Annotated in this window: 23 protein-coding genes; 11 read left to right on the top strand and 12 right to left on the bottom strand. The window is 41.5% G+C overall.

Features of this window, described 5'->3' with window-relative positions:
• Positions 1–155: 155 nt before the first annotated feature.
• Together ACZ42W_RS01120 and ACZ42W_RS01115 are read right to left on the bottom strand one after the other, a co-directional pair.
• Complete coding sequence (locus tag ACZ42W_RS01120; RefSeq protein WP_464167779.1) at positions 156–1,055, bottom strand: LysR family transcriptional regulator; 900 nt, start codon at positions 1,053–1,055, stop codon at positions 156–158.
• Between the two features lie 728 nt (positions 1,056–1,783).
• A complete protein-coding gene (locus ACZ42W_RS01115; protein ID WP_464167778.1) occupies positions 1,784–2,629 on the bottom strand; it encodes an aldo/keto reductase in 846 nt (281 codons plus the stop codon).
• A gap of 171 nt (positions 2,630–2,800) precedes the next feature.
• Between ACZ42W_RS01115 and ACZ42W_RS01110 the strand changes: the two genes are divergently transcribed.
• Positions 2,801–3,262: a MerR family transcriptional regulator gene (locus tag ACZ42W_RS01110; RefSeq protein ID WP_464167777.1), complete on the top strand. Its 462-nt coding sequence runs from the start codon at positions 2,801–2,803 to the stop codon at positions 3,260–3,262.
• Positions 3,263–3,627: 365 nt separating this feature from the next.
• On the opposite strand, the gene ACZ42W_RS01105 is transcribed toward ACZ42W_RS01110, so the two are convergent.
• The 3 genes from ACZ42W_RS01105 to ACZ42W_RS01095 form a co-directional block, all read right to left on the bottom strand.
• The gene (locus ACZ42W_RS01105; protein ID WP_464167776.1) at positions 3,628–5,454 is read right to left on the bottom strand and encodes an APC family permease; all 1,827 of its coding nucleotides are present in this window, start codon (positions 5,452–5,454) and stop codon (positions 3,628–3,630) included.
• A 149-nt stretch (positions 5,455–5,603) separates the two neighbouring features.
• Positions 5,604–6,308, bottom strand: coding sequence for a response regulator (locus tag ACZ42W_RS01100; RefSeq protein WP_464167775.1), 705 nt, complete (start codon positions 6,306–6,308; stop codon positions 5,604–5,606).
• The gene (locus ACZ42W_RS01095) at positions 6,301–8,934 is read right to left on the bottom strand and encodes a DUF4118 domain-containing protein (protein WP_464167774.1); all 2,634 of its coding nucleotides are present in this window, start codon (positions 8,932–8,934) and stop codon (positions 6,301–6,303) included. The genes ACZ42W_RS01100 and ACZ42W_RS01095 overlap by 8 nt, the downstream gene beginning before the upstream one ends.
• A gap of 311 nt (positions 8,935–9,245) precedes the next feature.
• On the opposite strand from ACZ42W_RS01095, the gene ACZ42W_RS01090 reads away from it, so the two are divergent.
• The 4 genes from ACZ42W_RS01090 to ACZ42W_RS01075 are packed head-to-tail and all read left to right on the top strand — an operon-like array spanning position 9,246 to position 14,354.
• A complete protein-coding gene (locus tag ACZ42W_RS01090) occupies positions 9,246–9,893 on the top strand; it encodes a TetR/AcrR family transcriptional regulator (RefSeq protein WP_464167773.1) in 648 nt (215 codons plus the stop codon).
• Positions 9,894–9,921: 28 nt separating this feature from the next.
• A complete protein-coding gene (locus tag ACZ42W_RS01085) occupies positions 9,922–10,626 on the top strand; it encodes an ABC transporter ATP-binding protein (RefSeq protein ID WP_464167772.1) in 705 nt (234 codons plus the stop codon).
• On the top strand, positions 10,620–12,998 hold the full coding sequence (locus ACZ42W_RS01080) for an ABC transporter permease (RefSeq protein ID WP_464167771.1): 2,379 nt from the start codon (positions 10,620–10,622) through the stop codon (positions 12,996–12,998). The genes ACZ42W_RS01085 and ACZ42W_RS01080 overlap by 7 nt, the downstream gene beginning before the upstream one ends.
• Before the next feature lie 30 nt (positions 12,999–13,028).
• A complete protein-coding gene (locus ACZ42W_RS01075) occupies positions 13,029–14,354 on the top strand; it encodes an efflux RND transporter periplasmic adaptor subunit (RefSeq protein ID WP_464167770.1) in 1,326 nt (441 codons plus the stop codon).
• A 94-nt stretch (positions 14,355–14,448) separates the two neighbouring features.
• Here the strand turns inward: ACZ42W_RS01075 and ACZ42W_RS01070 are convergent, their stop codons facing one another.
• Complete coding sequence (locus ACZ42W_RS01070; RefSeq protein WP_464167769.1) at positions 14,449–15,042, bottom strand: DUF3793 family protein; 594 nt, start codon at positions 15,040–15,042, stop codon at positions 14,449–14,451.
• A 34-nt stretch (positions 15,043–15,076) separates the two neighbouring features.
• Complete coding sequence (locus tag ACZ42W_RS01065) at positions 15,077–15,373, bottom strand: DUF2325 domain-containing protein (protein WP_464167768.1); 297 nt, start codon at positions 15,371–15,373, stop codon at positions 15,077–15,079.
• Positions 15,374–16,035: 662 nt separating this feature from the next.
• Between ACZ42W_RS01065 and ACZ42W_RS01060 the strand changes: the two genes are divergently transcribed.
• The 6 genes from ACZ42W_RS01060 to ACZ42W_RS01035 all read left to right on the top strand — a co-directional run bounded on the left by ACZ42W_RS01060 (position 16,036) and on the right by ACZ42W_RS01035 (position 22,053).
• Complete coding sequence (locus ACZ42W_RS01060) at positions 16,036–17,283, top strand: ABC transporter substrate-binding protein (RefSeq protein ID WP_464167767.1); 1,248 nt, start codon at positions 16,036–16,038, stop codon at positions 17,281–17,283.
• A 42-nt stretch (positions 17,284–17,325) separates the two neighbouring features.
• Complete coding sequence (locus tag ACZ42W_RS01055) at positions 17,326–18,201, top strand: ABC transporter permease (protein WP_464167766.1); 876 nt, start codon at positions 17,326–17,328, stop codon at positions 18,199–18,201.
• Positions 18,194–19,009 (top strand): ABC transporter permease, encoded by an 816-nt coding sequence (locus tag ACZ42W_RS01050; RefSeq protein ID WP_464167765.1) that lies wholly within the window; start codon positions 18,194–18,196, stop codon positions 19,007–19,009. Before ACZ42W_RS01055 ends, ACZ42W_RS01050 begins: the two co-directional genes overlap by 8 nt.
• A 64-nt stretch (positions 19,010–19,073) precedes the next feature.
• On the top strand, positions 19,074–20,150 hold the full coding sequence (locus tag ACZ42W_RS01045; RefSeq protein ID WP_464167764.1) for an ABC transporter ATP-binding protein: 1,077 nt from the start codon (positions 19,074–19,076) through the stop codon (positions 20,148–20,150).
• Entirely contained in the window at positions 20,140–21,153 is a 1,014-nt protein-coding gene (locus ACZ42W_RS01040; RefSeq protein ID WP_464167763.1) for an aminoglycoside phosphotransferase family protein, read from the top strand. Before ACZ42W_RS01045 ends, ACZ42W_RS01040 begins: the two co-directional genes overlap by 11 nt.
• A gap of 21 nt (positions 21,154–21,174) precedes the next feature.
• Positions 21,175–22,053 (top strand): nucleoside hydrolase, encoded by an 879-nt coding sequence (locus tag ACZ42W_RS01035; RefSeq protein ID WP_464167762.1) that lies wholly within the window; start codon positions 21,175–21,177, stop codon positions 22,051–22,053.
• 72 nt (positions 22,054–22,125) lie between these two features.
• On the opposite strand, the gene ACZ42W_RS01030 is transcribed toward ACZ42W_RS01035, so the two are convergent.
• The 5 genes from ACZ42W_RS01030 to ACZ42W_RS01010 form a co-directional block, all read right to left on the bottom strand.
• Positions 22,126–22,815, bottom strand: coding sequence for a TorD/DmsD family molecular chaperone (locus ACZ42W_RS01030; protein ID WP_464167761.1), 690 nt, complete (start codon positions 22,813–22,815; stop codon positions 22,126–22,128).
• Positions 22,816–22,839: 24 nt separating this feature from the next.
• The gene (locus ACZ42W_RS01025; protein ID WP_464167760.1) at positions 22,840–23,544 is read right to left on the bottom strand and encodes a response regulator transcription factor; all 705 of its coding nucleotides are present in this window, start codon (positions 23,542–23,544) and stop codon (positions 22,840–22,842) included.
• Positions 23,525–25,216 carry a c-type heme family protein gene (locus tag ACZ42W_RS01020; protein WP_464170835.1) on the bottom strand — a complete coding sequence of 564 codons (1,692 nt, stop codon included), beginning with the start codon at positions 25,214–25,216 and terminating at the stop codon, positions 23,525–23,527. The genes ACZ42W_RS01025 and ACZ42W_RS01020 overlap by 20 nt, the downstream gene beginning before the upstream one ends.
• A gap of 178 nt (positions 25,217–25,394) precedes the next feature.
• The gene (locus ACZ42W_RS01015) at positions 25,395–26,231 is read right to left on the bottom strand and encodes a dimethyl sulfoxide reductase anchor subunit family protein (RefSeq protein WP_464167759.1); all 837 of its coding nucleotides are present in this window, start codon (positions 26,229–26,231) and stop codon (positions 25,395–25,397) included.
• Positions 26,232–26,234: 3 nt separating this feature from the next.
• Positions 26,235–26,831 (bottom strand): 4Fe-4S dicluster domain-containing protein, encoded by a 597-nt coding sequence (locus tag ACZ42W_RS01010; RefSeq protein WP_464167758.1) that lies wholly within the window; start codon positions 26,829–26,831, stop codon positions 26,235–26,237.
• Between the last annotated feature and the right edge of the window lie 6 nt (positions 26,832–26,837).

Genomic DNA, 26,837 nt, shown 5'->3' with positions numbered 1-26,837 from the left:
TTAACATTTTCCTTTTTATTCTCTTACATTATGAAGAGAATTGAGCTTATACAGAAGTCTCGATATGTTCCCGAGCATAAACCTTTAGGTTATAACTAAAAGTAAAAAGAGTTCATAGAACAATCTGCTCTATGAACTCTTGCTTGATATTTAATTTACAGATCTAATTCAAAAATCTGTGCAACAGCTCGAATAAATGAAAGGACTTGAGGTGATGGGTTTGGAGAATAGAGCAATCCGAAGGGAATGACATAATCCCACTGAACAGGCAGGATTTTCAGCAAGGGGTGAACATTTTCCCAATTTCCAATTGCCATCAAAACATCATTGCCGCTTTCGCATTGGTTGAATACGCTCACATCATAAAAAGGAAAATCGACAACATTGATTTGGGGATAGTTTTCCCAAATATTGTCCCGCAGTAAATCCACATAGCTGTTCCAGCCCCGCCGAATTAGCATCAGATTTTCACCGAACAAATCCGAAACAGTTAATTTACTTTTTACGGCAAGCCTATGGTGAATGGACACCGCACAGCAAATCGGCTCTTTGGAAAGTTCCAATGCTGCGCTGCCACGGTATTTTAAAGATGCTCCATCAAACAAACCTGCTACAAGATCGATATTCTGCCCCAAATTTTTTAAGATTTCCCTTGCGTTTTCCGGTGTATTCTCAAAGGGAACCAACTTAAACTTCAGCTCTGGGCAATGCTCGTGAATTTTAGGCCACAGCTCCATCAGGAATTGGGTCGGTGTCATAAGCGAAGTGCCGATGCGAATAATATTTTCATTGCTCTGCATCGCATTTCTCGCCCTGACAAGAGAGTCCTTAGAATACTGAATGAGGTATTTTGTGTCTTTGTATAGGGACTTTCCCGCTTCGGTCAAAGTAATCCCCCGGTGTGTACGGGCAATCAGCCTCAAATTCGAGTTGGACTCCAACAGATTGATTTGCTTGATCACTGCGGTTGGAGAAATATGCAGCTCCTCCGCAGCTTTGGAAAAGCTTCCTGAATCTGCGACCTGAATAAAAGTGTCTAACTGTGGATTGTACATGAAATATCATCACCTTCTCTCGTTTGATAGCCTATATAACATTCTACCACTTGAAGTTAACTCAAAGTCATATATAAAGTAAGAACTGCTTACATATCTGCTTCAACTGCAAGATGTATATTCTTATTTCAGTTTTAACCCTTAGGTTATCGAAGCTATGTACCGGATGAATTGGATAAGATATCTGCCGATGTCAGTGCGGTGGGAATGGTCTATTCCTTTTATGGAAGACTGAGTGTTGCATCTACAGATGTTGAAAAATTTAAGAGCTCGGATTTACCCCCTGCTTTTTTCGTTTATGGCACAAGAGATCCCTTTGTTAATGAATTTAAGGCATGTGTCAATGCCTTGACAGCAGGCAGGTGTCGCAGTTGGATCCCATGCTCTACAAGATTGGCCTCATGGTTTTGGTGTCGGAGATGGTAAGTGGATATTGGATTTTGACAAATGGCTGACACAAGTTTTTAAGAATTAGTCATCAAGACATAATCCGCCACATAGAACTACATAGTGTCTATGTGGGTGTAACATTAAGTAAAACAACAAAACTACTACAAGCAAACCATGTAGTAGTTTTGTTAATTTAATATTAGTAGTTCCCAAATTTTCTTCTAACCGGTGTATTCTGTTGTACCGGTAATTGGAACAATTTAAGGCTTTTGTGCTAATTCCCAAGTTAGAACAGTTTGCGCTGAAGTGGCATTTTTACTAGTACATCACAACTAATTCTATCTTGTTAAGCTTGTTAAATATTCAACTGTTTGTGGATCATAATGTGAGAAGAATAAACTTTCCCCTTTATCTAAAGCAGCAATCACATCCATATCTTCTTTTGACAATTCAAAATCAAATACATCGATATTTTGTATCATTCTTTCCTTACTAACTGATTTAGGAAGCACTGATACTCCTCTTTGAATAAGATATCTTAAAGCAACTTGTGCAATTGATTTGTTATATTTACCTCCAACTGCTTTTAATGTTTCATTAATAAATAAGTTATTTTTTCCTTCGGCAAAAGGTGCCCAAGCTTGAATCTGAATGCCATATTTTTTCATTACTTCTTGAGCCTTTACTTGTTGATTAAACACATGTGTTTCAACCTGATTGACTGTTGGAACAACTTCATTAAACTTTATTAGATCTATTAATCTATCTGGATAAAAGTTACTTACACCGATTGCTCTAATTTTTCCTTCTTTATATAGGTCTTCCATTGCACGATAAGTTCCATAATAATCATTAAAAGGTTGATGGATTAATAATAAATCTAAATAATCAAGCTGCAGTTTTTCCAATGATTCTTCAATAGATTTCTTTGCATTTTCATATCCAGCATTGGAAATCCAAACTTTTGTAGTAATAAATAATTCCTCTCTTGGAACACCGCATTTTTTAATAGCTTTTCCTACCGCTTCTTCATTGCCGTATGCCTGAGCAGTGTCGATTAAGCGATAACCTACCTCTATTGCATCTAGTACACATCTTTCACATTCTCCCTGATCTGCAATTTGGAATACTCCATATCCCAAGATTGGCATTTTGACACCATTGTTTAATTCTACATAATTCATACTAATTTCTCCTTTACTCTAATTTTATCCTTCTCTATGTCATCTGATTGAGCAGAAATATCTTTACACAGTTAGATTTCCTGCAGTAAAATTATTTTATTCCATTCGAGTAACTCGAAGTCAAGTATATAGTAAAAAAATTTTCGTCTTTGACGATGGGAAGAGGTAAAAATGTATACAGTAAAAGAGATTGCAAAGCTCCTTGATATGACGGAACATACGGTAAGGTATTATACAGATATGGGATTAGTTCCTTCTTTAAAACGTGATAAGAACGGAAACAGACTTTTTGATGAGGAGTCCAAGAACTGGCTGATTGGCATAAAGAATCTTAGAGGATCCGGTATGTCCATACAGGCGGTGAAGGATTATGTAAACCTGTGCCTGCAGGGTAAATCCACTTTAAAAATAAGATATGAAATTATTTTAGATCAAAAGAAGCAGCTAGAGGAACAGGTAAGGGAAATGAATGAAAGATACCAATATATTAAATATAAAGCAAAATGGTATGAGGACATCATGAATCATCGTATACCGGATAACAGTAATCCCGGAACATGGGATATTTCCAGTTCAGAATCGCAAGTGAAGAATTCTATATGTACGATTTCGGTTGAGCATGAAGCTTCATAAAACCTTTATTTATAGCATTCTTAATCTGGAGACATATTTTCTAACCTATACAAAATTTTTGTCTCGGTAAATAAATATTCGAATTTGACAAGAAATATTTTAGAAAACAGTATCATAATAAAAAGCCAGTCAAAGAGATACAACTCACTAAAATGTACCCTGTAGAGTAGACAATGATAAAAAGCTACTCTGCGGGGTATTTTGTTATAATCAAAAAAGTTGAAAATGTTGAAGAGGGATGCAGTCAGTGAGTAAAAAGATTTTTACCTTTACACCCAAATAAAAAACAGCCCTTTCGGACTGTTATTTCACTATGTATTAGTAGAGGCGAGGGGGATTGCACCCCTGTATCGAGGAGCCGTTGTTTATTTCTTGAGATGATAAGGTACTGTAGTAATTACTACTTTTCTTCTATAAAGCAAGAAAGTACGGATCAATAAGCTTGATTGGTTATGAAGAATATTGTGCCATCCCCTTTTGGGAATAAACTCCGGGATGAGAACAGTAACCTGATAGTTCGATTCACTCGCTTTATGCTCAATGGTATCTATAAATTTTGTAAGGGGTAAAACAAGACTTCTATGAAGTGATAACAAAGTGACTAGCCTGACACCGGTATTCCACTTCTCCCATTTTTCTTCAAACTTTTTTTCATCTTCCTTATCGAAAGAAACGTATACCGCAATGATATTTTTAGCCGCTAGCGATTTGGCATAGTTTAACGAGTTTTCTACAACGCGGGTAACCCCAGCAACGGGTATAATGATTATATTCCCTTCGATTGGGATAGTCGGTTCGCACGGTGAAACTCGCAGTTGATCTGCAACGGCTTCGTAGTGCTTGTGAATTCTTTGAAACCAGAAAATAATGATCGGTAAAAAAATCAAGACGGGCCATACCTGTGTAAATTTAGTTAAGAAGAAGATGATTGTCACCGTGAAACTAATAAAGGCCCCAACCGAATTAGCGATGAGTTTTGGCATCCATCCGTTGGGTTTTTCTCGAATCCATTTCACCATCATTCCTGTCTGGGACAAGGTAAAGGGTATAAACACGCCCACTGCATAAAGCGGAATAAGATGTTCTGTTTGTCCCTTAAAGGCAATGATGAGGATAATCGAAAAAAGTCCAAGTGAGATGATTCCATTAGAATATCCAAGGCGGTCTCCTCTAATGGTAAACATTCTTGGAATGAATTTATCGTTCGCAAGATTTACCGCAAGCAGAGGGAAAGCCGAATATCCTGTATTCGCCGCAAGGATCAATATTAACGCCGTCGTTCCTTGAATAAAGTAATAGATAAAATTCCGTCCGAATGTCGCCTCAGCGATTTGGGAGACGACGGTTGCCGATTTACTCGGAGCAATTCCATAATAATAGGCTAAAACTACGATTCCGGAAAATAGTAGAGCAAGTAAAGTCCCCATTGCCATCAAGGTCTTCGCCGCATTATTAGGTGCAGGGGCTTTAAAATTGGGGATTGCATTAGATATGGCTTCAACTCCTGTCAAAGCGGAACTCCCAGAGGCAAAGGCTTTTAGGAGTATAAATAAACTTACTCCTGCCACGGGTGCACCGATCGGTGAATGGAGTCCAGGTGACACTTGACCGGTAATGATATTATATAGCCCTACTCCTATCAATATAAATAAGGCGACAACAAACAAATAAACGGGGTAGGCTAAGATAGAAGCAGACTCTCTTATCCCTCTTAGATTGAGTATCGTAATAAAGATGACAAATAGAATGGCTATACCTACGTTATGAGCATGTAAGTTCGGAAAAGCAGATGTAAGTGCGTCTGTACCCGCAGACACACTCACTGCTACAGTTAAAATGTAGTCCACCAACAGGGATCCCCCTGCTATTAATCCATAATTGGTCCCTAAGTTATTCTTTGAAACCACATAAGCCCCACCGCCGTGTGGATAGGCAAAGATAATTTGCCTATACGATAAAATTAAAGCGATTAACAGGATTAATACCCCGATTGCTATCGGGATGGAATACCAAAAGGCTGCAGCACCCAAGGTAAATAAGACAATTAATATTTGCTCAGGACCATAGGCGACAGAGGATAACGCATCAGAAGAAAGAATCGCTAATGCCTTCTTTTTGTTAAGTTTCTGTTCTCCTAATTCCGTCGATTTTAAAGGACGCCCAAGCAAAAAACGTTTTATGGAAGATATCATCTGTTCTCTCCATCTAATTTAATATATAGCTATAGTCAGAATAACCATCAGCTATATATTTATAGCACCTATCACATAAAGACAGGATTCAGATTGATCATTTTCATATTAAGATTGTATAAAGAAATTCAAACATCCATTGAAGAATTTTACTGTAATTCCTCAACCATTCGATAGCCTACTCCAACCTCGGTGATGATATATTTGGGTTCTGCAGGATTCGTTTCAAGTTTTCTTCGGATATTTGCCATGTTGACACGAAGCGCTTGTATTTCGTTTGTATAGGGCCCCCATACGTCCTTTATTATATAATCGTGCGTAAGTACTTTACCTATATGTTTAGATAGTAACACGATAATCTTATATTCAATTGGAGTAAGGTGGATTTCCTTTCCTGCAAGCGATACAAGTCGTTTGCCATAATTGATTTCGAGATCTCCCACTGTTATTTTATCGATTTCGGAAGGACTTTTATTTGAACTCTTTTGACTGTGGCGAATCTCAGTTCTAATCCTGGCCAGCAGTTCTGAGGTTCCAAAGGGTTTTGTAATATAATCATCCGCCCCCAGATCGAGCGCTTCCACCTTTTCACGCTCATGTCCTCGAGCCGATACAATAACGACAGGTATAGCCGTCCACTGTCTGATCGTTTTCAATACTTCCATGCCATCCATGTCCGGCAAGCCCAAATCAAGTAAAATCAAGTCGGGACCATAAGAGGCCACCATTGAAATAGCCTCTTTGCCCTTTGCGGTTTTCATGACGTTATATTCATTTGAAGTTAATATAGCGGAAATAAAGTTACATATACCCTCATCATCTTCAACAACTAAAATTAAGGGTTTACTATTCATGGTTTACCCCCTCCTCCAACGGCAGTGCAAATTGAAAGACTGCGCCACCTTCCTTTTTGTTGGCAGCCTCCATTTTTCCGTGATGCGCCTTGATAATGGACATACAAATCGATAGACCAATTCCCATTCCTCTCGATGAATCTGAGCTTCGCTTCCCATTAGGGACATAGCTCTCGAATAGATAGGGGAAATCCTGCTCGGCAATTCCTACTCCCTTATCGATGACCTCAAATACTGCGTAATTCCCTATTTTTTTCGCTTCCACCTCGATTTCTAAATCCTCTGGTGAATGCTTAATTGCATTTTCAAGAAGATTGATAAGGACTTGTTCAATCAATTTTCCATCCATTGGAACCAACAAAAGTTTCTCGGGAACTTTCACAGATATTTTTCGCCTAGGAAACCGTTTCCGTATACGGCTAATGGCTTCAGCTATGATTTCCTCAGCAGCCTCAGGTGTTTTAGTGACATTCATTGTCCCTTCATTGATACGCGTTACTGAGAGGAGATTTTCCACCATGCGTATAAGCCATTGAGAATCCTCTCTTATATTAAATACCAGTTTATCATGTGTCTGTTTATCCAGGAATTCACCGTTTTCAAGAATGACAGAGCTCGCGCCTAAAATACCGGTGAGGGGAGTACGCAAGTCGTGGGAAATTGCTCGAAGCAGATTACTTCTCATCTTTTCCTTTTCTGACTCAATAAGTATTTTCTGCTGTTCATCGGATAAGTACTGACGTTCTAAGGCCATCGCAACCAGTGAAGTTATCATTTTTAATAATGCACGGTTATTTTGGCTAAGCTTACCTTTGGTACAAGAGAGACCAATCACTCCAAGAACGATGCCCTGTGAAATAATCGGAATATAAAAAGCTCCTGCACCCATGTGAGTATCCGTACCTGCTCCCGCACTCTTTTGATTGATAAATACCCAATGGACAACCACTCTTTCATTTTCCGACAGCATGAAGGAGGCCTCAGGATCTTCCGAGGATTGCATCAGGGAACCTGGTGAACTCTTTACAGGGTCTTGTGTGTAAAAGATTGCTGAACGATCAAAGAGTTTTGTAATATGTTCATTAGTCAGAGTTACTATATTCTCGAGTCCTCTGGTTTTCAGTAGCTTTTTATTGATTTCATACAATACCTCAGTACGACGCTCTCTTTCTACGGCAAGTCTCGCCTGTGTTTTAATCCGGACAGTTAAGGCACTTGTAATCAATGCAACAAAAAGCATAATTACAAAGGTAATAGGGTAACCCGCCTGTTTTGCATCGAAGGTAAAATAAGGGGGAGTAAAAAAGAAATTAAAAATAAGTACACTAATTGCGGAAGCCACAACACCGTAGGCATACCCCATCGTAATTCTTGATATAACCAGCACAGACAAAATACACACCATAATAACATTTTGATCCCCTATATCAAGGGCTCGAAGCCCCATTGATATCAAGGTCGTTACGATCAGAATTCCAATGGTCTTTAAGGTATCAGGCCATGATAAGAACAGGTTCTTCCTTATCTGTATCCTTCTTGGCTTTCGATAGGGCCTTGGCGCGATACTACCTGGAATGATATGGATTTCGATGCTCGGTAGCCTAGAAATGAGCTTATCCTCAAAATCCATATCAAATAAGCTTTTCAGTGTTTTTTTATTTCTACTTTTCCCTACTACGATATTTGTGATGCCGTAAAGTTTTGCATATTCCGCAACTACAGGAGCGACTTCATGTCCGTTGAGTGTTACAACTTTTGCCCCTAACCGCTCCGCCAGCTCCAAATTAGCCCGAATGCTTTTCTTCTCAGCATCGGTAAAATACTCATCTTCCATATTTTCTACATATACGGCTATCCATGGCGTATGAAAAGCTTCCGCGGTTCTTGCTGTCCAACGGATACATTTTGCAGAGGAGGGAGAGGAACTGACACAGACTAGAAATTTCATGGTGGCCATTTTTTCAGATTGATGTTGTTCCTTCTGATTATCATGGCTAATCCTGTCTGCGGCCTTGCGCATGGCCACCTCACGCAGAAGGCATAAACTTTCCTTCGCTAAGAAATGGTTTGTCACCGTTTCAGCTCTTTCTGAACGGTAGACTTTCCCTTCCTCGTAACGTCTTAACAGTTCGTCTGGTTCAATATCTATAAACTTAACCCGATCGGAGTGATCAAATAGATTATCTGGGATAGTTTCCTGTACATTAATTTTAGTGATATCCTGCATGATATCATTTAGACTTTCGATATGTTGAACATTCACTGTTGTATAGACATCAATCCCAGCATTGAGGAGTTCTTCTATATCCTGATATCGCTTTTTATTACGCACTCCGTAAGCATTCGAGTGCGCGAGTTCATCAACAACAATGAGTTCGGGCTTTCTGCTAAGGGCTGTATCTAAATCAAATTCTTTGATTCGAATATCTTCATGTTCAACAACCTTAGGTGGCAAGGTAGGCAATCCATCGAGCAATTGTATCGTTTCTGGACATGTATGAGGTTCCACATAACCAACTACAACGTCGATGCCGCTTTTTAGCTGTGACTGAGCATCATCAAGCATAGCATAGGTCTTACCTACACCAGCGGCATAGCCAAAGAAAATTTTTAGTTTTCCTGCCATAGTCTCACCCCCTTAAATTAGCTAAGTGTCTATAAAAATTCTAATGTGCTACTTTACTCTTAATGATTTGTTCCTGATATTCCTAAATTATATCTTATGATCCTTTAGCTGACTACTGTGAGCGCTATAGTTATTTTGCGAATGAAGGCAACTGTAGGAAGCGCTTTAAAATATTCTCCTTGACCCTATGACATCACTGTCATATTATTGACGTGACAATGATGTCATATCTTGTTTTTTTGTCCATACACTATTGGTGTACCCTTGCTTCCACTACACCATTTATTTAGTTTAGAAAGGAAGATCTTATATTGCCAACCCAAACTTTTTTTAATCTCCCCAGTGAAAAACGAGAGCGAATTATCGATGCAGCGCTACAAGAATTTGCAACCTATAGCTTTGATCAATCCAGCATTGCACGCATCATCGAAAGCGCTGGAATTCCGCGTGGGAGTTTCTATCAATACTTTGAGAACCTAAAAGACTTATATAAGTATATCTTCGATCTCGCCGGCGAAAGAAAGCTTCAATACTTCAGTGTGATGGTTCCCCATTTTCAAGGGGAAGGCTTTGAATTCTTTCAAACTCTACACGAGCTTTTCGCTGCCGGTATCCGATTTGCTCAGGAGAATCCAGAGCTCTTAGCCATAGGAAATAAATTTTATAAGGAAACCAATAGTGCTTTACGCGATGAAATCCTTGGCGAACAGCTTCCTAAAGCAAATAACATTTATGCAGAGATGATTCGAAAGGGCATCGAAAGTGGACAACTCGATCCAAAGATTGATCAAGCTGTGGCCACACTTTTTATGAATTCCTTGAACACCGCCTTTAGTGATTACTATCTGTCGCTCGGGCCTGAATCCCTCAACGCCTTCACCGATGAGAACACGCTTTTACCCATCGTCGATAAGATGCTCTATCTTCTTGCCAACGGGCTAAAGAACAAATCAAACTAAATCAGTCTATATCCAGGAGGTGACCCCTATGGGCATCCTGCTTGAAGGAAAAGGAATCGGCAAAATCTATCAAACCGGGGAGGTAGTGACTGAAGTTCTCAAAGGGATTGATTTCCAAGTCAATCAGGGAGAATTCATCGTCGTTCTCGGGCAAAGCGGCTCCGGAAAAACAACCCTTCTCAATATCATCGGTGGGATGACTCTACCCTCTTCGGGGGAGCTCTACTACAGGGATCAAGCGCTCCACGAAGCAGATGATGTCGAGCTTACCCTTTATCGGCGAAATGCTGTGGGCTTTGTCTTTCAACATTATAATCTCATGCCGAATCTCACGGCGTATGAAAACGTGAAACTGGCCTCTGAGATTGCAGAAAAGCCACTCTCCATCCACGATGTTCTGAACGATGTAGGGCTTGAAGCCTGGTCAGATCATTTCCCCTCCCAGCTCTCCGGCGGACAACAGCAACGGGTGGCAATAGCCCGAGCAATTGTGAAAAACCCAGAGCTTCTTCTTTGTGATGAGCCTACAGGGGCCTTAGACATTCAAACCGGAATCCAAGTCTTAAAAGTACTGCAGAAACTTAACCGAGATTACAAGAAAACCATCCTTATTATCACGCATAACGCGGAGATCTCGAAGATGGCCCATCGTGTATTTTATCTCAAAGATGGAGCTCTTGAGCGTGTCATAGTGAATGAACAGCCGCTCGAGCCGGAGGAAATCTCATGGTAGTTCTTCGTAAAAAGACGATTCGGGAAATCATAGAGAATAAAGGGGTATATATCGCTTGTATGGTGGTCATCGCTATTGGCCTCCTAACGTATACTTCGATGTCAATTGTCCTTGAGAACCTACAACGCGCGCAACAAGACTTTTATACCCAGACTCACTTTGCCGATGGATTCGTCAAGCTGACGAGCTATCCAGAGAGTAAAGTCCAAGCTCTAAAGAATCTCCCCGGGATTGATATCATCGAAGGGCGCATCGTGAAAGACGTACGTCTCTTTGAAGAGCAGTCTGATTCCAACCGTTACTTGCGTATGGTTTCCTTAAACCGCTCTAATCCACCAGAACTAAATCAAATTCAAATATTCAGTGGACGCCTTCCGGAAGATAATAAGTCTGAAATCCTTGTGGACCCAAAGTTCTTCGCGGCTAATAAGCTCACTCTCGGCGACACCTTAACCTTGATTCTCGAGGGGCAACGAGCAACCTTTACTATCGTTGGTACTGCACAAAGTCCTGAATTTATCTATACGATGCGTTCCGCCCAAGACCTTTATCCCGATCCTGCTACGTTTGGCATTTCATACATTCCTCTTAACTCCCTCAAATCCCTGGTTAAAGAATCAGGTCAGGTTAACGATATCGTCTTTGCGTTAGAACCTGGAGCGAGTTTTGAGGGTGTCAAGGACCAGCTACAAACAGAACTTAAACGCTACGGAGTGCAAAGCATCATTCCTCGTAAAGATCAAACCAGCCATGCCATCCTCACTAATGAGCTAAAATCCCTCAAAGGGACAACACAGACTCTCCCTACCGTTTTTCTCGGTGTTGCAACCATCATACTGTACACGATGCTTCGTCGCCTCATCGAACAACAGCGCGTTGCCATAGGAACGATGAAGGCCTTTGGATTTACGAACCGCGAAATCATTCTCCACTACCTTTCTTATCCTCTTTTCATCGGCAGCTTTGGCGGACTCCTCGGTGGGCTCTCTGGAATTGCCCTCTCTTTTCCTTTAACCTCCCTATACCAGGAATACTTCGCACTTCCTGGACTGAAAAGCACGTTCTCCATGAAATATCTTTTCTTTGGGATGGCTTTATCTCTAGCCTTTAGTTTACTGAGTGGAATCAAGGGGAGTCTCGACATCCTCCGCTTAGAACCTGCTGAGGCAATGCGCCCTGCTGCTCCTAGTTCAGCACGAAAAACAAGAATCGAGCAGATCACCTGGCTTTGGAGTAAACTCTCCTCTCAAGCCCAGATGGGCGTACGTAATGTCTTTCGCTCCCCTGTCCGAAGTATCTTTACAGTGGTTGGAATGGCTGTCGTGTATAGTTTGATGACCGTTACCTGGTCGATGCAGAACATGACGGATAAGCTGACTACTTTTCAGTTTGAACAAGTCCAGACCTACGATTTAAAAATCTCTCTAACCAGTCCCGCTTCCTCTCGATCAACACAATTCGCCTTGGCGCACGAGCCTGGCCTCTCTAAAGTAGAGCCCGTCTTAGAAATTCCAGCGTCCCTCAAAAATCAATGGCATAAAAAAGAAGTCGTAATCATGGGACTCACTAAAGAAGCCACACTGTATAACATTCTGGATAAAGAGGAGAAAAAGGTGCCTGTTCCCGAGAACGGAATCTTACTTTCCGAGCGCCTTGCTAACCTACTCCAAGTCAAAGCGGGAGATTCGCTCACACTTGAAAGTCCGCTGCGCAAAGACTTCGTTGATAATAGAGATCAAACCCTACTCGTTAAAGGAGTCGTTCCCCAGTACCTCGGTCTCAATGCTTTTATGAAAATCGGCTCGTTACAGAAGCTTCTTCAGCAAGGGGAAATTAGTACCTCCATGCTCATCAAGATGGATCCCGAGGGAGTGAGCGCTTTAAAAAGCAAATATCGCGATGCGAGCCAAGTTTCCTCGATTGAATCCGTGGCAGATAGTTCAGAGAAAATCCAAGAGATGATGGCCTCCTCAGGATTTACCATCTACTTCCTCGCCGTTCTCGCTGGAATCGCAGGCTTCGCCCTCATCTACAACTCAAGCATTATTTCCCTCTCGGAAAGACAACGAGAACTCGCCTCCCTGCGTGTTCTCGGGATGACCCCGAGGGAAGTCCTACGAGTGATTACCTCCGAGCAATGGACCTTGTGCTTGATGGGGATTGTACTTGGGATTCCCCTCACCTTTGGTCTCATGGCGGGTATGGCTCAGGCCTTAAGCACGGATCTTTACTCTATCCCAGCTGAGCTCCCACCTCTTGCTTTAATCGGGGGAGCCTTAGGAACTGCCTTATCCGTATGGATTGCTCAGACTCGAACTCAGCGAAAGATAAAGTCACTTCCGTTTGTGGAGATTCTTGCGACGAAGGAGTAGCACAAAAAAACAATTTGAGGAGGGATCCTAATGTCTGTCGAACGTCCAACCCCTTCCACACGGTTCAGATTTCATCTTCCATTCCTAAATAAGGATTCCAAGAAGTCCTCAGCTAAGGGCTCCAAGAAGAAAAGACGTATTATCTACGGGATCATTGCCGTTCTCGTCCTTGCAGCAGCTATTGTCCCAAGTCTGATGCCTCTTCAAGGAAATCTTCTTACTGTACATCCCGGGGAATTCACGAAAGGATTTACGGAGGAAGGTCAAGTCTTGGCTGCACAGGAGTGGCCCCTTTACAATGCTGTAGATGGGAAAGTAGCCTCCATCTTAGTTCAAAATGGAGACCGAGTGAGAAAAGGTCAAGAACTCTTAGTGATTGAAACCAGTGATCTAAATCACCAGTTGGATTCTCTTAAAGCTCAGCTTAAAAGCATCGAAGGTCAGCGTCTTCAAAACTACCGTAGTCCCTATGAGGCTTTGGTGAAGCAACAAACCTTACTCCTTGAACAAGCAGAGAAAGACATTCTGGCTCAGAATCAAAATCTTGAACGGATGAAAACGCTTTACGAGGCAGGTGCTCTCCCTCTCGTTCAATATGAGGAGGCGCAGCGCCAAGCCGATAAAGCCAAGAATTTCTTGGAACAACAAAAAAGCGCGCTTCGACTTCTTTATGAACAACAAACCCCTGCACCCGGAACCGATCTTTTCTTTGCAGGTCAAAAAGAAGCCGTAAATGCGCAAATTAGTCAACTCGAAGAGAAGATTCTGAAATCTAAAGTCACGGCTCCGCAGGACGGCTTAGTAAAGGATTTGACTTTCAAAGAAGGTGCACTTCTCCCGCAAGGTCAACTCTTACTTCATGTTTTTCAAGAACAAGGATATAAACTAGAAAGCTATGTCTTAGCCAGCGATGCTTTAGAGATAAAACCCGGGAATTCAGTTGAAATCGTTCAAGAAACCAGTAATGGTAAGAAGACTTTATCTGGGCAGGTGGAAAGAATCGATCCCTCAGCCGTTGAACGAATTTCTCCACTGGGCTTGAAAGAGAACCGGGTCAAGGTGACCCTCTCTCTGAAAAGCGAAGCCCCTGTCGTTTTAGGCAGTAGCATGGACGTAAAGTTCACCACCCAAAAAGAAAGCAACCAACTCCTGATCCCTAAAACCGCTCTATTCCCTTATCAAGAAGGTCAAGCGGTTTGGGTCGTGCATAATGGTAAGGCTGAAATTCAGCCGATCACCAAAGGAATGGAAAACGACCGTCAAGTGATTATCGCGGAAGGGCTTAAGGATGGAGATCAGCTTCTACTTGATACCGATCTCAAGGGTTTGAAGGAAGGAAAACGGATTAAATCTTAATTGAATCGTTCAAGCTCGCATTAAAATAAGCTAGCGAATCTGACCCAGATTTGCTAGCTTATTGTACTCTAAGCCTACTTACTCTTTGCATTCCCTATGCACTTCTCTTATAGAAATGAAGTACCGATTTTATTACTCTTTCCCGTTCTTTATCATAAGCTTCAAAAACCTTTAAGGCGCTCTCTACATCCTGATAAACCTTCCAATACTTACATATAAGGCAGGGTGCACCATTATTTTCGATAAAGGCGGTTACATCTTCGAGCGGATAACCTAAAAAAACTCCTAATTCATGAGGACAGTCTACCTCATATCTCGCCTTCAGATGATGCAAATTTTCCTCTACCTCAGATGAACCCTGATAGCCCTGTTCCAGCAGGAACTGTCTATTCTTCCAGAGGGATAAACACTCTGCCAACGCCTCATCCTGATAAAACAAGACAATGACCCGATCATCTTTCCTTCTTAATTCATAAAAGCGAACGCCTAGGCTAGTACATACTTCATCTTTATACCGATCCCAGAGTTCATACATATTCCTTGTCTGATTAACAAAGGTTATCAGCGAGGCTGGTTTTATACCCGCCAAAGTCGGCGCGATATCATAGTGTATCCTATACAAAAGATATTCTCTATCTTCAAATCCGTTTAATGCTTGATAGAAATCCCGAACTAAAATTTTGTCCACATTTGCTCCCTCCTTAGAAAAACCCTTTCTGTGTTCAGGTAGCTAGATTAACTTCCTCTAGTCTGCATAACTCGCGCTCTAGTGCAGTCAAACTGCTACTGTGACTGCAAATCAGGGGAATGTTTCGACTTTTCGCCAACTTCATAGCAACTTTGACCATGGCATGAGATACAGTTCCTGTAAACAAGACAATCCCATCGGGTTCACCCATTACTTTCTCAAAGCGTGTGGGCAATTGCGTATATACTTTTAAATTATGTCCTCGTTTAGATCCTATATGTATGTATTCCCCGTGCATTCGATCGAGCCCCCCAATGAGTAATATACTCATCGTCGCCACACTCCTATTGTGTATATTTGGGTACCATAAACGTTATCTTAATTTTTATTTTTCCCTTATTTTTAGTTTATTGTACCTTAAATGATAATGATTTTCAATATCATCTTTTCAGTTCGTATCCTTCCCTTCCTAATCTATATTATGCGAAAAGAGCGCCTTCGCCGCGCTCTTTTGAGGAATTTAACCCGCTAAAACTAACCCGCCATTGAACCACAGCCAGAGAATAAACCCAATTAACAGAATGAGCAAAAACCACAACATAGACAAACCCCCTCTTCCTGATACTCATAAAATTATGAAGGACTTGTTACTTTACAGTATGCGCATGTCCAAGAAAGGGTTAAAAAACTCTGGCTTTTTTTAGACTATCAGTATCAAAATGAGATAATCTTTCCAATATTGGTGAATGAAAGCGCGTACCCTCGATGAGATTAAAACGGAAAAGCCCTATTTCATCAGGCTTTAAGGAATCACAATATCTAGGCACGATTATTGCATATGATTTTACATGTAAAACAGGTCAGTAAGACAAATGACCAATATTTTACTTCAATCCATTGATAGAAAGGAGATTAGAAGGTAAGACAGAATTATAAAGAAATAAAAGAATGAGAGAGACATTAAATTATTGCAAAAGGGAGAGAAGTTTTTAAATGAAGAAATTTTTTATCAGGACACTCGTTCTTGTCATGTCACTCACCTTATTGACTGTAGGATGTGGTAAAAGCACTGCCCCTCAGCAGAATACAGCCTCGACTGATAAAAGCGACTTTGAAACCGTTCTCAAAAATGCTAAAGGTACGACCGTCAATTTCTATGGCTGGGGTGGGGACGAAAGGACGAACAAATGGATTAATACAGTTTGGGCCAAAAAGGTTAAGGACAACTATGATATTACCCTGAAACTTACTCCTGTGGACGACATCCAAACTACAATCTCTAAATTGGCTAATGAAAAGCAGGCGAATGTACAAAAAGGCTCGGTTGATTTACTTTGGATAAATGGAGAGAACTTTTACACCGCCAAAAAAAATGGATTGCTCTATGGTCCCTTCACACAATACTTACCCAACTACAAAAAAAATGTAGATCAGAATTCCAGCGATGTATTATTTGATTTTGGTTATGAAGTTAATGGTTATGAAGCCCCCTATGGTAAAGCTGGATTTGTGTTTATCAACGATTCGGCGAAAACTCCCGAAACTCCTAGAAACGCGCAGGAATTATTGGCTTATGCCAAGAAATACCCCGGGAAGGTTACTTATCCAGCGCCGCCTGACTTTACAGGAAGTGTGTTCGTTCGTCAGATTATCTACGATATCGTGGGTTATGATAAAGTGAAAAGTGCTGGCTCGGATAAACAAAAGATTAAAGAAGCCATTCAGCCTGCTTTAGATTATCTTACAGAGCTAAAACCTTACTTATGGAAAGAAGGTAAGACCTATCCAGCATCACTAAGCCAATTGGATAACATGTTCGCAGATGGGGAAGTCTTTTTTAATGTCTCGTATAACCCTAATGCCGTAGCTGGTATGATTAGTAAAGGCAAATACAAAGATACCGCTCGCGATTTTACGTTTGAAAAAGGGATGATTGGGAATACTCATTTTCTTGCGATTCCTGCCAATGCACCCAATAAAGACGGAGCCTTAGCTGTTATCAATGCTGTACTGAGTGCAGAATTGCAAGCCTCCAAATATGACGCAGCCAACTGGGGAGACTTGCCTGTACTTGACAATGCAAAACTAGACAGTAACGAGAAAGCACTATTTGACAAGATCCCGCTGGGCAAAGGTGTTATTCCGCTGACAACACTCATGAAAAATAGACAGCCTGAATTACCCGCCCAAGTGGTCCCTTTAATCGAGGAAATATGGCAAGCAGAAATCCCCAATAAATAACGAAGTGAATCAATAAAGGGCTTGCTAGTAAAGGATTTGACAATGAGCTATACAAAGATGAAACCTTATCTGATGATTTTACCAGTCGTGTTACTTCTCAGTGTTTTTATCCTGGGTCTGATCAATGGCTTGCTGGAAAGCTTTGGAATTATGCCAGCAGTTGGTTTGACCCGATTCACTCTTTCGTATTACCAAGAAGTATTAGCGAATGTAAATCTTACAACTTCATTATTCCTAAGCCTGTATATTTCTTTGGTCTCTTCTCTGATTGCTGTAGTCTTAGGAGTTCTCATTAGTGTTGCGGCTACAGCTTCGGGGTTGGTAAAAAGTAAGTTCTTCGAGATTGTTAAAATCCCTGTCATTATTCCGCATACGGTATCTGCTTTACTCATGATCAACTTGTTTTCTCAAAGTGGTATTGTTGCTCGGATCGCCTACCAGTTACAGCTTATTCAGGGGCAGGAAAGCTTTTTGCCCCTGATGTATGATCAACATTCGATTGGGATTATCTTGACTTACTTATGGAAAGAGATACCTTTCGTCGTTCTGGTGATTGTCACCATTATGGCGAATATCGATTTCACCTTAGGGGAAGCAGCGATTAACTTGGGAGCTTCCAAATGGAAGGTTTTCAAAACTATTACTCTTCCCCTTTGTTTCCCTTCCATCCTTACTTCCTTTATTATCATTTTCGCTTTTTCCTTTGGAGCTTATGAAATACCCTATCTCTTAGGGGCAACTGAGCCTAAAGCACTGCCGGTTCGGACCTATGTTGAATACACACACCCTGACCTTGAACATCGACCCTATGCGATGGTGCTTAACAGTATTATGATCGCCGTATCCGTAGGGATCACTTACTTTTACTATAAAATACTGTCACGAAATCTCTTGAAGACAGGTGTCCGCCATGACTAAAAAAACGCAAAAACCTCTTCTTAAGGGGATTGTCTACTTAAACTATCTCATTGTTTTATTTCCAATTCTTATCTTGATCATCTGGAGCTTTACGGGATTATGGCCTTGGCCCCATCTCCTTCCGGAGACTTTATCCATTCGAGCCCTCGAAGAATTGTTCGGTGGGTATTCCGGAGCGATTAAAGTTCTCTTTTCCAGTATCTTGCTTTCAATAGTCGTTGCCCTGATTGCTGTAATGATTAGTATTAGTACTGCGCGAGCGATTGTTTTCTATGATTTTTTTGGCCGGAATCTCCTGAGGTTCCTGGTTCTTATGCCGGTCATTGTTCCGGCGACTGCTTTCGCTATGGGCATTCATGTTTTTTTTATGAGAATTGGCTTAAGTGATACGGTGCTTGGTGTTATCTTGATCCATATTATTCTCTGTTTACCTTATACCGTAAGAATCATGATGGAAGTCACGGAAGCGACAGGGGATAAGCTGGAGGTGCAAGCTCGGGTTCTAGGTGCTTCTCCCCTTAAAGTTTTTACAAATATCACACTTCCCATAGCGATGCCAGGGATTTTATCCTCGATGTGTATGGCTTTTATCATATCCTTTAGTCAGTACTTCGTCACCTTGCTCATTGGTGGAGGAACGGTGGTTACGTATGCGATGTTTATGTTTCCCTATATTCAAGGTGGAGACAGAACCATCGCTTCGGCTTACAGCGTGGTATTTATTCTGGCCACTCTTATCGTCTTTATTTTATTGGATCGAACGGTTAAAAGGCACTACGATATTGAGGATGTTTTCTTTTTCAGCTAAAATAACTTAACGGGAGTTAGCTTGAAACTTTAAGGTTTACTCGCAAACAGTTGGAGAGGTTAAGATGGACTATTTTTCACTCAAGAATATCCAGGTGACACTGGGTGGCAAAAAAATATTAAAGGGAATCGATTTCGATGTACACCCGGGAGAGTTCGTAGCTCTTTTGGGTCCTTCTGGTTGCGGAAAAAGTACGTTATTGAAAACGACGGCGGGTCTGCTTGAACCTGATACAGGGGAAGTTTATATAGGTGGCAGACTAGCGAATAAGATAGCGCCTGAAAATCGTGGAACCGTGATTGTGTTCCAAGATCTAAGACTTTTTCCCCATATGAATGTCAGCGAGAATATCGAATTTGGTTTGAGAATGAAAGGAATCAGTAAGGAAATCAGACATCAGAAGATCCTCCACATTCTCGCTAAAGTCGGTCTAGCTGGTTATGAAAAAAGTAAAGTTCACGAACTTTCCGGAGGGCAACAGCAAAGAGTTGCTTTAGCCAGGGCACTCGTCACAGAGCCGGAGGTCCTTCTTTTAGATGAGCCATTTTCCAGCCTCGACGAAAATCTACGTCAAAAAATGCGGGAACTCGTTATTACACTCCACCGAGAGCTAGGCTTAACGACTATTTTGGTGACGCATGATCAAGAGGAAGCTTTAGTGATGTCCGATCGTATCGCAATCATGTTAGATGGGCAGATTTTGCAGTATGACACGCCAAAGTCAGTCTATGACCATCCCTCTTGCCCTGAAGTGGCCAACTATTTTGGCGAAATGAATTATATCGAAGGCTTTGTTACAGACGGGCATTTCACTTGTAGTTCTAATGACTCGCTTAGTACCTTCCAGGCCTCGTTAGAAGAGGGAAACTATTTACTCATGCTCAAGCCTAGCCAAATTAAGCCGATTAAAGGGCCTGGTCCTTGGAAAGTAACCTCAGTTGGTTACCTCGGTGAAACATATCATGTTCGGATTACCGACGGTATCTCAGATCTTTTAATCACGACGTCTGCTGATAGTGAGCTTCGAGTCGGAGATTTCCTATGTATCGAACCCGATTATGCAAAAGGAATTTTCTATAAGAACGAGCGGGAGGTAAGACCTATTAAGCATGTCCAAGGAGGGATCAAGGATGCTTGCTAAAGAATTGCTTGATCCTGTTAGAAGATATGTGAATCAAAAGGATTTTGGGTTAGCCTTAGGTCTGCAGACAAAGACAGAGATAACGGTTGAATTTCTCGCCCAGGGTGAATACAATCTGAACTATTTGTTACAGTCCGGGGAACAAGAGTTTGTCCTAAGAATTAATACCGGTAGCCAGATGAACTTGGAGAATCAGATTGCCTATGAGTTTAGAGCATTACACACATTAAGGAAGTCTAACGTCACTCCCCAAGCTTTTTATCTGGATGATACCCGACAAAAGATACCCTATGGACTGCTGGTTATGGAGTACTTACCAGGGAGACCTTTAAATTACCGCACAGACTTAGTTCAGGCTGCCCGAACGTTGGCCCGTGTTCATAGCTTGGAATTCAAGGACGAAAATATTGAATTTCTGGTGAAAGAACCTGGACCCTTTACGGGTATTTATAATGAAGCTTGCCGTTTATCGGAGAAATACTTTGCTTGCCCACGAGCGAATCCTCAAACCGCTCGTCGACTGGAGCACTATCTTACCAAAGCTGAGGAGCGAAAGCAGCAAGAAGAATACCTCTTAAAGGAACCCTGGCTACGGGTAATCAATACAGAAGTCAATTCTCATAACTTTATCGTCAATGCTCAGACAAAGTCCTGTTTTTTAATTGATTGGGAAAAACCCATTTATGGTGAACCCGCTCAAGATTTAAGCCATTTTTTGATCGAGACGACGACGTTCTGGAAAGGGAATTACGTACTCAGTCCAGAGGAAGAAGCTTTATTTCTTGAGGCCTATTTGCAGGAACTTCTACCTTGCCCACAGGCTAAGACATTAGTGGATCGAGTGGAGATGTTCAAATTCTTTAATTACTTGCGCGCGATTTCTTGGTGTGCAATGGCCTGGACGGAATATACCCAGCCGGGTCGACCTTTGAGCAACAGTGATACTTTTAAAAAAATCAAGCGATATATAGAACCGGATTTTTTAGACCGTATCATCGGATAATTTAGAGGTGAGGTTGAAATCATGAAAAAAGTCATCTTTGACTGCGATAATACCATGGGAGTTACCGATTGTGATGTTGATGATGGTCTAGCGTTAATTTATCTATTGGGCAAAGGCGTCGAGATAGGCGGTATTACGACGACGTATGGGAATAGCGATATCGAAACAGTCTACGCCAATACTTCGAAAATGCTCAAAGAACTGGGCCGATCGGATATACCCCTCTTAAAAGGCTGCGCTAATAGATATAACTTGAAGAGCGAAGCGGCAGATTTCATCGTCGAAACGGTCCAGGCCCATAAGGGTAATATCTCTATACTAGCGACAGGGTCCCTGACGAATCTGTATGCCGCTTATAACTTAGACAACACCATTTTTGATCAGGTATCTGAAGTTGTTCTGATGGGTGGGATTACGCAGGAATTAATAATCAGCGGCAAAGTTCTGGATGAACTCAATTTTGCCTGTGATCCTGTTGCCGCTGCCTGCGTTTTAAAAAATGCCAGAAATCTATCGATGATAACCGGCAACAATTGTCTTGAGGCCTTTTTTACAGACCAAGAATTTAAAAGTAGACTTGGTTCCAGTAATAGACCGATTGGACACTATATATCCCAAAAGTGTTCATACTGGTTCGAAAATATGATGGCTAGGTTCAATCTAGAAGGTTTTCACAACTGGGATGTCGTTGCCGCAGCGTATTTAGTGAACCCCTCCTTGTTTGAGGATGCTCTAACCAACGTAACCCCAAATCTAAAAAAACTTGAACGAGGTCTAATCACTAATAGTACTCAACAAGATGGGGTGACCAACCTAATCAATATACCTACAATTCATAATCTAACGACGTTCACTGATGATGTCTACGAGGCGTGGTTAAATTTTAATTTAACGAAATGAAATAATGGGGGTGTAACAAAACTAAAGTTTGTTACACCCCCATCTTATTTAAGCAATGTTTCGTTTCGGCTGCTACATCAAAGAGAGAATCTCTACTAAAATAGCTGCATCGATTTTTAATACTTGCTCCGTTAATGACGCCACCTGCGGATAAAAATACTGCGTTTTACCTTGCTGAATTTGCTCCGCAAAATCGCCAATCCAAACCAACAGATGTTCATCTAAAAAGGCTTTCTGATCAAGCAAGAGCTTCTTAATCTCCTCAGTCTTTTCTTCCTCGAAACAGCCTTGGGTCAATTCCGCCAAATGAGCCATGAAGTCCAGTTCTAACGCAAGATGATCATCGGCTTCATGAGGATAGTTAGCAGGTAAGAAGTTGTACCCCAAATATATGCGGCGCACATTCAACGTGCTTTCCTGAAAAATCGTACGTTCCTTAGTTAGATACACTGATTCCCAAGGGGGAGCGGGTAATTTATTGGGCCCAATCAATAAATACGTATATTCATCCTTCAGCTTATCCAACGTACCCTCTGCGTCATCTGCTAAACCCTCTCTTAACTGAGTCAATAACTCAAAGTAAGCATCAAAATGATGTTCATCTTCAGCAAGTAAGAGCAGCAACGCTTCCTGGGTATGCTGGCCTGCTACAATTTCCATCAATTCTGCGCTAGGTTCATCCCCAAATATCCGCTGTAATAATTTATACAAATAATAACGGTTGGCCAGCAGAATGGCTATACCCTCGTTTTGTGCGTTCATATCCTATACCACCTATCTCATATTTTACTTCGCGCCGAACTTATAACCCACTCCCCATACCGTCTGTAAGTATTTGGGTTTAGAGGGTTCATCCTCAATTTTTTCACGTATTTTGCGAATAAATACCGCAATACTTGTTAACTCGCCTACATAATCCTCGCCCCATACATAAGCGAGCAATTGTTCTCTCGTAAAAACATCTCCTGGATTAGCCGCCATATAGGCCAGAATTTTAAATTCTTTGGGGGTTAATTCCACGCGCTTACCCCTTAATTTTGCCTCATAACGATTGAAGAAGATTTCTAAATCTCCAACCTTACAGCTTTCCTTCTTCTCCGCGTTAGAGCCATATCCATCTTTTATGTTCCGACGGCGCAAAAGAGCCTCAATACGCAAAGACAATTCCAAGGAGCTAAAAGGTTTAACCAGATAATCGTCGGCTCCTGCCTTGAATCCTATGCTTTTATCCACGATATCCCCTTTGGCGGATAAGATAATGATAGGAACTGTGCTACCTTCTTTCCTTAATATACTGCAAACGTCAAAGCCATTAAGCTTGGGCATCATCACATCCAAGATGACTAAGTCAGGCTGTTCAGCTGCAAAGACTATCAAGGCCTCTGCCCCATCTGAAGCGCAACAAAAATCATAGCCGTTGCAGTCCTCGGTTACAATATGCTCAACCACGATACGGATACTCTCCTCATCATCAGCCACCATAATCTTCATCTAGCATCCCCCCTTTACGATCTCCCGCAGGAATACCGACCGTAAATAAGCTCCCTTGACCTAATTCGCTAACAACCCTAATCCATCCTCCGTGGAGCTCTGTCAGCTCCTTGGCCAAAGCCAAGCCCAAACCGCTGCCGTTATACTGCCGTTGAATAGAGGTATCGCTTTGCACAAACTTTTCAAAAATATAGGGTTGGTCTTCTTTGCGGATTCCTATACCATTATCTTGAACGTTAATTAAAACTTCATTTTTATCTCGATCATAAGCAACCCTGACTTTAATTTCGCCGCCCTTCGGCGTAAATTTCATGGCATTACTCACCAGGTTTTCGACAATTCGACGCAAACCTTCCCTATCGCCATCAATCAGTGGCACCTCCCGATGGACGATACTGGAATAGCGGATATCCTTCTTCTCAATCAAAGGTTCCATGACACTTTCCACGGCGTTAATCACATCAACAAGGTCAATGGGTTCTAGAATCAGTTCTTTTCTTCCTGCTTCTATGCGAGCCATTTCTAAGATATTATTGATCATGCTCAAGAGAATCTGACTGTTTCCTTTAATTTCCTGAACCACTCGTTGTTCCTTTTCGGTCTTCGGGCTTTTCCCTCGTTCCAGAACTTCAGCGAAGGCAATAATCGAAGTCAGGGGCGTTCGCAACTCATGGCTCATAATGGCAAGGAAGTCCGATTTATACTGATTATCCTCTTGTAATCGACGATTGGCCTCCTCCAGTTGGATACGCTGAGATTCCAATATATCTTTGGCTCGAGCTAAATCTTGAGTCCGTAGTTCAACCTTATTCTCAAGGTCATTGTATAAATTCTGCAACTCTTCGGTCATGACTTCAAAATGGTCGGCTAACTCCCGAATTTCTCCTTGGGCATCAATATCCTCTAAATCGACTTTCAAATCTCCGGTTTTGACGTGTTCCATAGCAACTTTTAATTGGCTTAAGGGTTTTGTAACCAGTTTAGACATGGCGTAAAATATGAGTAATACAAGAAATAAAGTGAGCAGAAAAATATAGGCCACTTGCTTAATCACATTAGAATGAATGTTTTCCGTATACATATCAATAGGCATCACGATACTAACAGCGCCAGCCAGGTCACCTGTTTTCCATCCTTCTTTGGGGAAACCCAAAATATCCAGCTCGCCGGCAGGGTCCCCGTGACATTCTAAACAATTCTTTTCAATACGCATAGGAGCGGTAAAGCGAAACGTATCTTTCCCTTCATACTCGGTTACCTTATAAAATTCCGTTACATTCTTATCTTTAGCAAATAGGGCCAAGGCCTCCAGTTCAAAGTCATCCGGAGTATCTGCCTTATTTCGCGGATTAAAATTAGTATAGCGTACAGTGTAGCCTGTTTTCTTACCAAACAATTTACCGATGCTCTTGCCCACAAGTGAACAATGTAAGCGTTTAAAATTGTATTCGCCATTGGCATCATAATTAATAATATCTTGATTGATAACCATGAACTCCCAAACAGCATTCATTTGCTGTGAAAGTACATAGGCCTTTTCATGCATTTCCTTTACGGCCTGCTTTTCTTGGGTGATACCAATCCAACCCACATTCATGAGCAGTGAAACAGCCAAAATACCCACCAACAATATGATAAATCGGGTTCTCAAGCGTACATTCCCCAACCCAATCACCTCCGGCCGTTTCGACAGATACTTACATTATAGCATTTATTCTGCTTTTCACATGGAAAACTTTCTAATCATAACATTAGCTGTTGTCGCGGTGATAACGATTCAAGTGATGAAACCCAGCTCCATCTGATAGCAGAAGCTGGGTTTCGATTAGGTAAGAGAAAGGAATGAAGATTTAAGTTAAGCCAATTCTAGCAGCAATCATGGCGGCATAGAACACATATCTTCCAATGAACTCACCGAGAATCAAAGCAGCACCGGCCAAGTAGATAATACCTGTTGTAGCTTTTGCCGCATCGGCTTTTTGAGTTGCAGGCCACATCAGAATTCCGGCTCCACCTAGAATAAGCAACCATTTAAAGCCGATGACAGCATTCATTCCGCTTAGCAGTTCAGCGCTGGCCTGTGCGGCCTGTCCACTTACACTTAAATCAATCGCATAAGGGACTGCTATGGCTGCCTGGATGATTACGACAGCTAAAACAATAAACCCGTAGATTCTTTTATCGATATTTCCTAACTCCTTTAAACTGGAAGTGATAAAGATTAGGGCACCTACGGCAATAGAAGTGGCGTAAAAATCGACGAAAGTGTTGGTTCCCTGCCAAACAGGAACAATGGTAGTGGTATAGACTTTAGCCATAGCAAAGACGGAGAAAATGCCAACTGCACTTCCAGCTCCTGCTAAAATCTTGCTCAAGCTTTGGTTATCAGATTTAAAGTATTGGGCAAATGCGTATAGTACAGCAATCCCCATGAAGATACTGACAGAAAGAACTTCATTGCTCAACCAGGAGCTTCCCAGGTTGGAGAGAGCATTCAAAGCGGAAAATGGTTTGCCCAAGTGAATCAAAGAGGCAAGGACCCCAATAATACTTAAGGCTGCTGTTGTGATACTCGCGACATTGAATATTTTCCCTTTATACAGTTGTTTACTGAGGGTCATAAACCACATGGTGCCAATGGCAGCCTGAAGGCAAAATGAAAAAATCAGTAATGGAGTTTCACCCATTTCTTAAGCCCCCTTTACTCGGGGATTTTGTTTAAATTCCCGAGGATTTTCTTCTAAAGCAGCCGTTCTGGGTTTGATAAGCAAAGAAGGATTGGTGATGGTTGAGCGAGGTAGAATAGGTAAATCACCAACTGTATCCTTGTATTTTGCTTTTAATTCGTCTAAATCTCCCCATTCTAGAACCCGCATGTTACATGCATCAACACACACTGGATTTTGACCTTGATCCCTTAAGTCCTTACAACTGTCACATTTTCTGATTATGTTTAATTTCTCTATATATTGAGGAACTGCATATGGACAATTCCACGTACAATATCGACATCCCACACACAATTCTTTGTCATGTTGTACGGTACCATCTTCAGCTATATGCATGGCCCGGGTAGGACATCCTTTTACACATTTCGGTTCTGCACAGTGATTACAGGTAGCGGAATATTGATAAAGCCCTACATTCGGGTATTTACCGGTTTCAAAGGTTCTGACGTGGCGAAAAAGAGTTCCAACATCTAAATCGTTTTTGTCCTTGCAAGCGGTCTGGCAAGCTTTGCAGCCAGTGCACAAGTTTTGATCATAATAAAATCCTAATTTACCCATTAAGAA

Source organism: Desulfitobacterium elongatum (assembly GCF_055378975.1).
The sequence above is the reverse complement of the archived record's forward strand: the minus strand, read 5'-3'. Positions and strand labels throughout refer to the sequence as shown.

Excerpts from the sequence above, each read along its gene's own strand:
- ACZ42W_RS01110 (WP_464167777.1), top strand. The coding sequence starts at position 2,801 with ATGTATACAGTAAAAGAGATTGCAAAGCTCCTTGATATGACGGAACAT.
- ACZ42W_RS01035 (WP_464167762.1), top strand. The coding sequence starts at position 21,175 with ATGAAAAAAGTCATCTTTGACTGCGATAATACCATGGGAGTTACCGAT.
- ACZ42W_RS01050 (WP_464167765.1), top strand. The coding sequence starts at position 18,194 with ATGACTAAAAAAACGCAAAAACCTCTTCTTAAGGGGATTGTCTACTTA.
- ACZ42W_RS01075 (WP_464167770.1), top strand. The coding sequence starts at position 13,029 with ATGTCTGTCGAACGTCCAACCCCTTCCACACGGTTCAGATTTCATCTT.
- ACZ42W_RS01080 (WP_464167771.1), top strand. The coding sequence starts at position 10,620 with ATGGTAGTTCTTCGTAAAAAGACGATTCGGGAAATCATAGAGAATAAA.
- ACZ42W_RS01085 (WP_464167772.1), top strand. The coding sequence starts at position 9,922 with ATGGGCATCCTGCTTGAAGGAAAAGGAATCGGCAAAATCTATCAAACC.
- ACZ42W_RS01060 (WP_464167767.1), top strand. The coding sequence starts at position 16,036 with ATGAAGAAATTTTTTATCAGGACACTCGTTCTTGTCATGTCACTCACC.
- ACZ42W_RS01105 (WP_464167776.1), bottom strand. The coding sequence starts at position 5,454 with ATGATATCTTCCATAAAACGTTTTTTGCTTGGGCGTCCTTTAAAATCG.
- ACZ42W_RS01030 (WP_464167761.1), bottom strand. The coding sequence starts at position 22,815 with ATGAACGCACAAAACGAGGGTATAGCCATTCTGCTGGCCAACCGTTAT.
- ACZ42W_RS01055 (WP_464167766.1), top strand. The coding sequence starts at position 17,326 with ATGAGCTATACAAAGATGAAACCTTATCTGATGATTTTACCAGTCGTG.
- ACZ42W_RS01120 (WP_464167779.1), bottom strand. The coding sequence starts at position 1,055 with ATGTACAATCCACAGTTAGACACTTTTATTCAGGTCGCAGATTCAGGA.
- ACZ42W_RS01040 (WP_464167763.1), top strand. The coding sequence starts at position 20,140 with ATGCTTGCTAAAGAATTGCTTGATCCTGTTAGAAGATATGTGAATCAA.
- ACZ42W_RS01115 (WP_464167778.1), bottom strand. The coding sequence starts at position 2,629 with ATGAATTATGTAGAATTAAACAATGGTGTCAAAATGCCAATCTTGGGA.
- ACZ42W_RS01095 (WP_464167774.1), bottom strand. The coding sequence starts at position 8,934 with ATGGCAGGAAAACTAAAAATTTTCTTTGGCTATGCCGCTGGTGTAGGT.
- ACZ42W_RS01010 (WP_464167758.1), bottom strand. The coding sequence starts at position 26,831 with ATGGGTAAATTAGGATTTTATTATGATCAAAACTTGTGCACTGGCTGC.
- ACZ42W_RS01025 (WP_464167760.1), bottom strand. The coding sequence starts at position 23,544 with ATGAAGATTATGGTGGCTGATGATGAGGAGAGTATCCGTATCGTGGTT.
- ACZ42W_RS01015 (WP_464167759.1), bottom strand. The coding sequence starts at position 26,231 with ATGGGTGAAACTCCATTACTGATTTTTTCATTTTGCCTTCAGGCTGCC.
- ACZ42W_RS01100 (WP_464167775.1), bottom strand. The coding sequence starts at position 6,308 with ATGAATAGTAAACCCTTAATTTTAGTTGTTGAAGATGATGAGGGTATA.
- ACZ42W_RS01065 (WP_464167768.1), bottom strand. The coding sequence starts at position 15,373 with ATGAGTATATTACTCATTGGGGGGCTCGATCGAATGCACGGGGAATAC.
- ACZ42W_RS01045 (WP_464167764.1), top strand. The coding sequence starts at position 19,074 with ATGGACTATTTTTCACTCAAGAATATCCAGGTGACACTGGGTGGCAAA.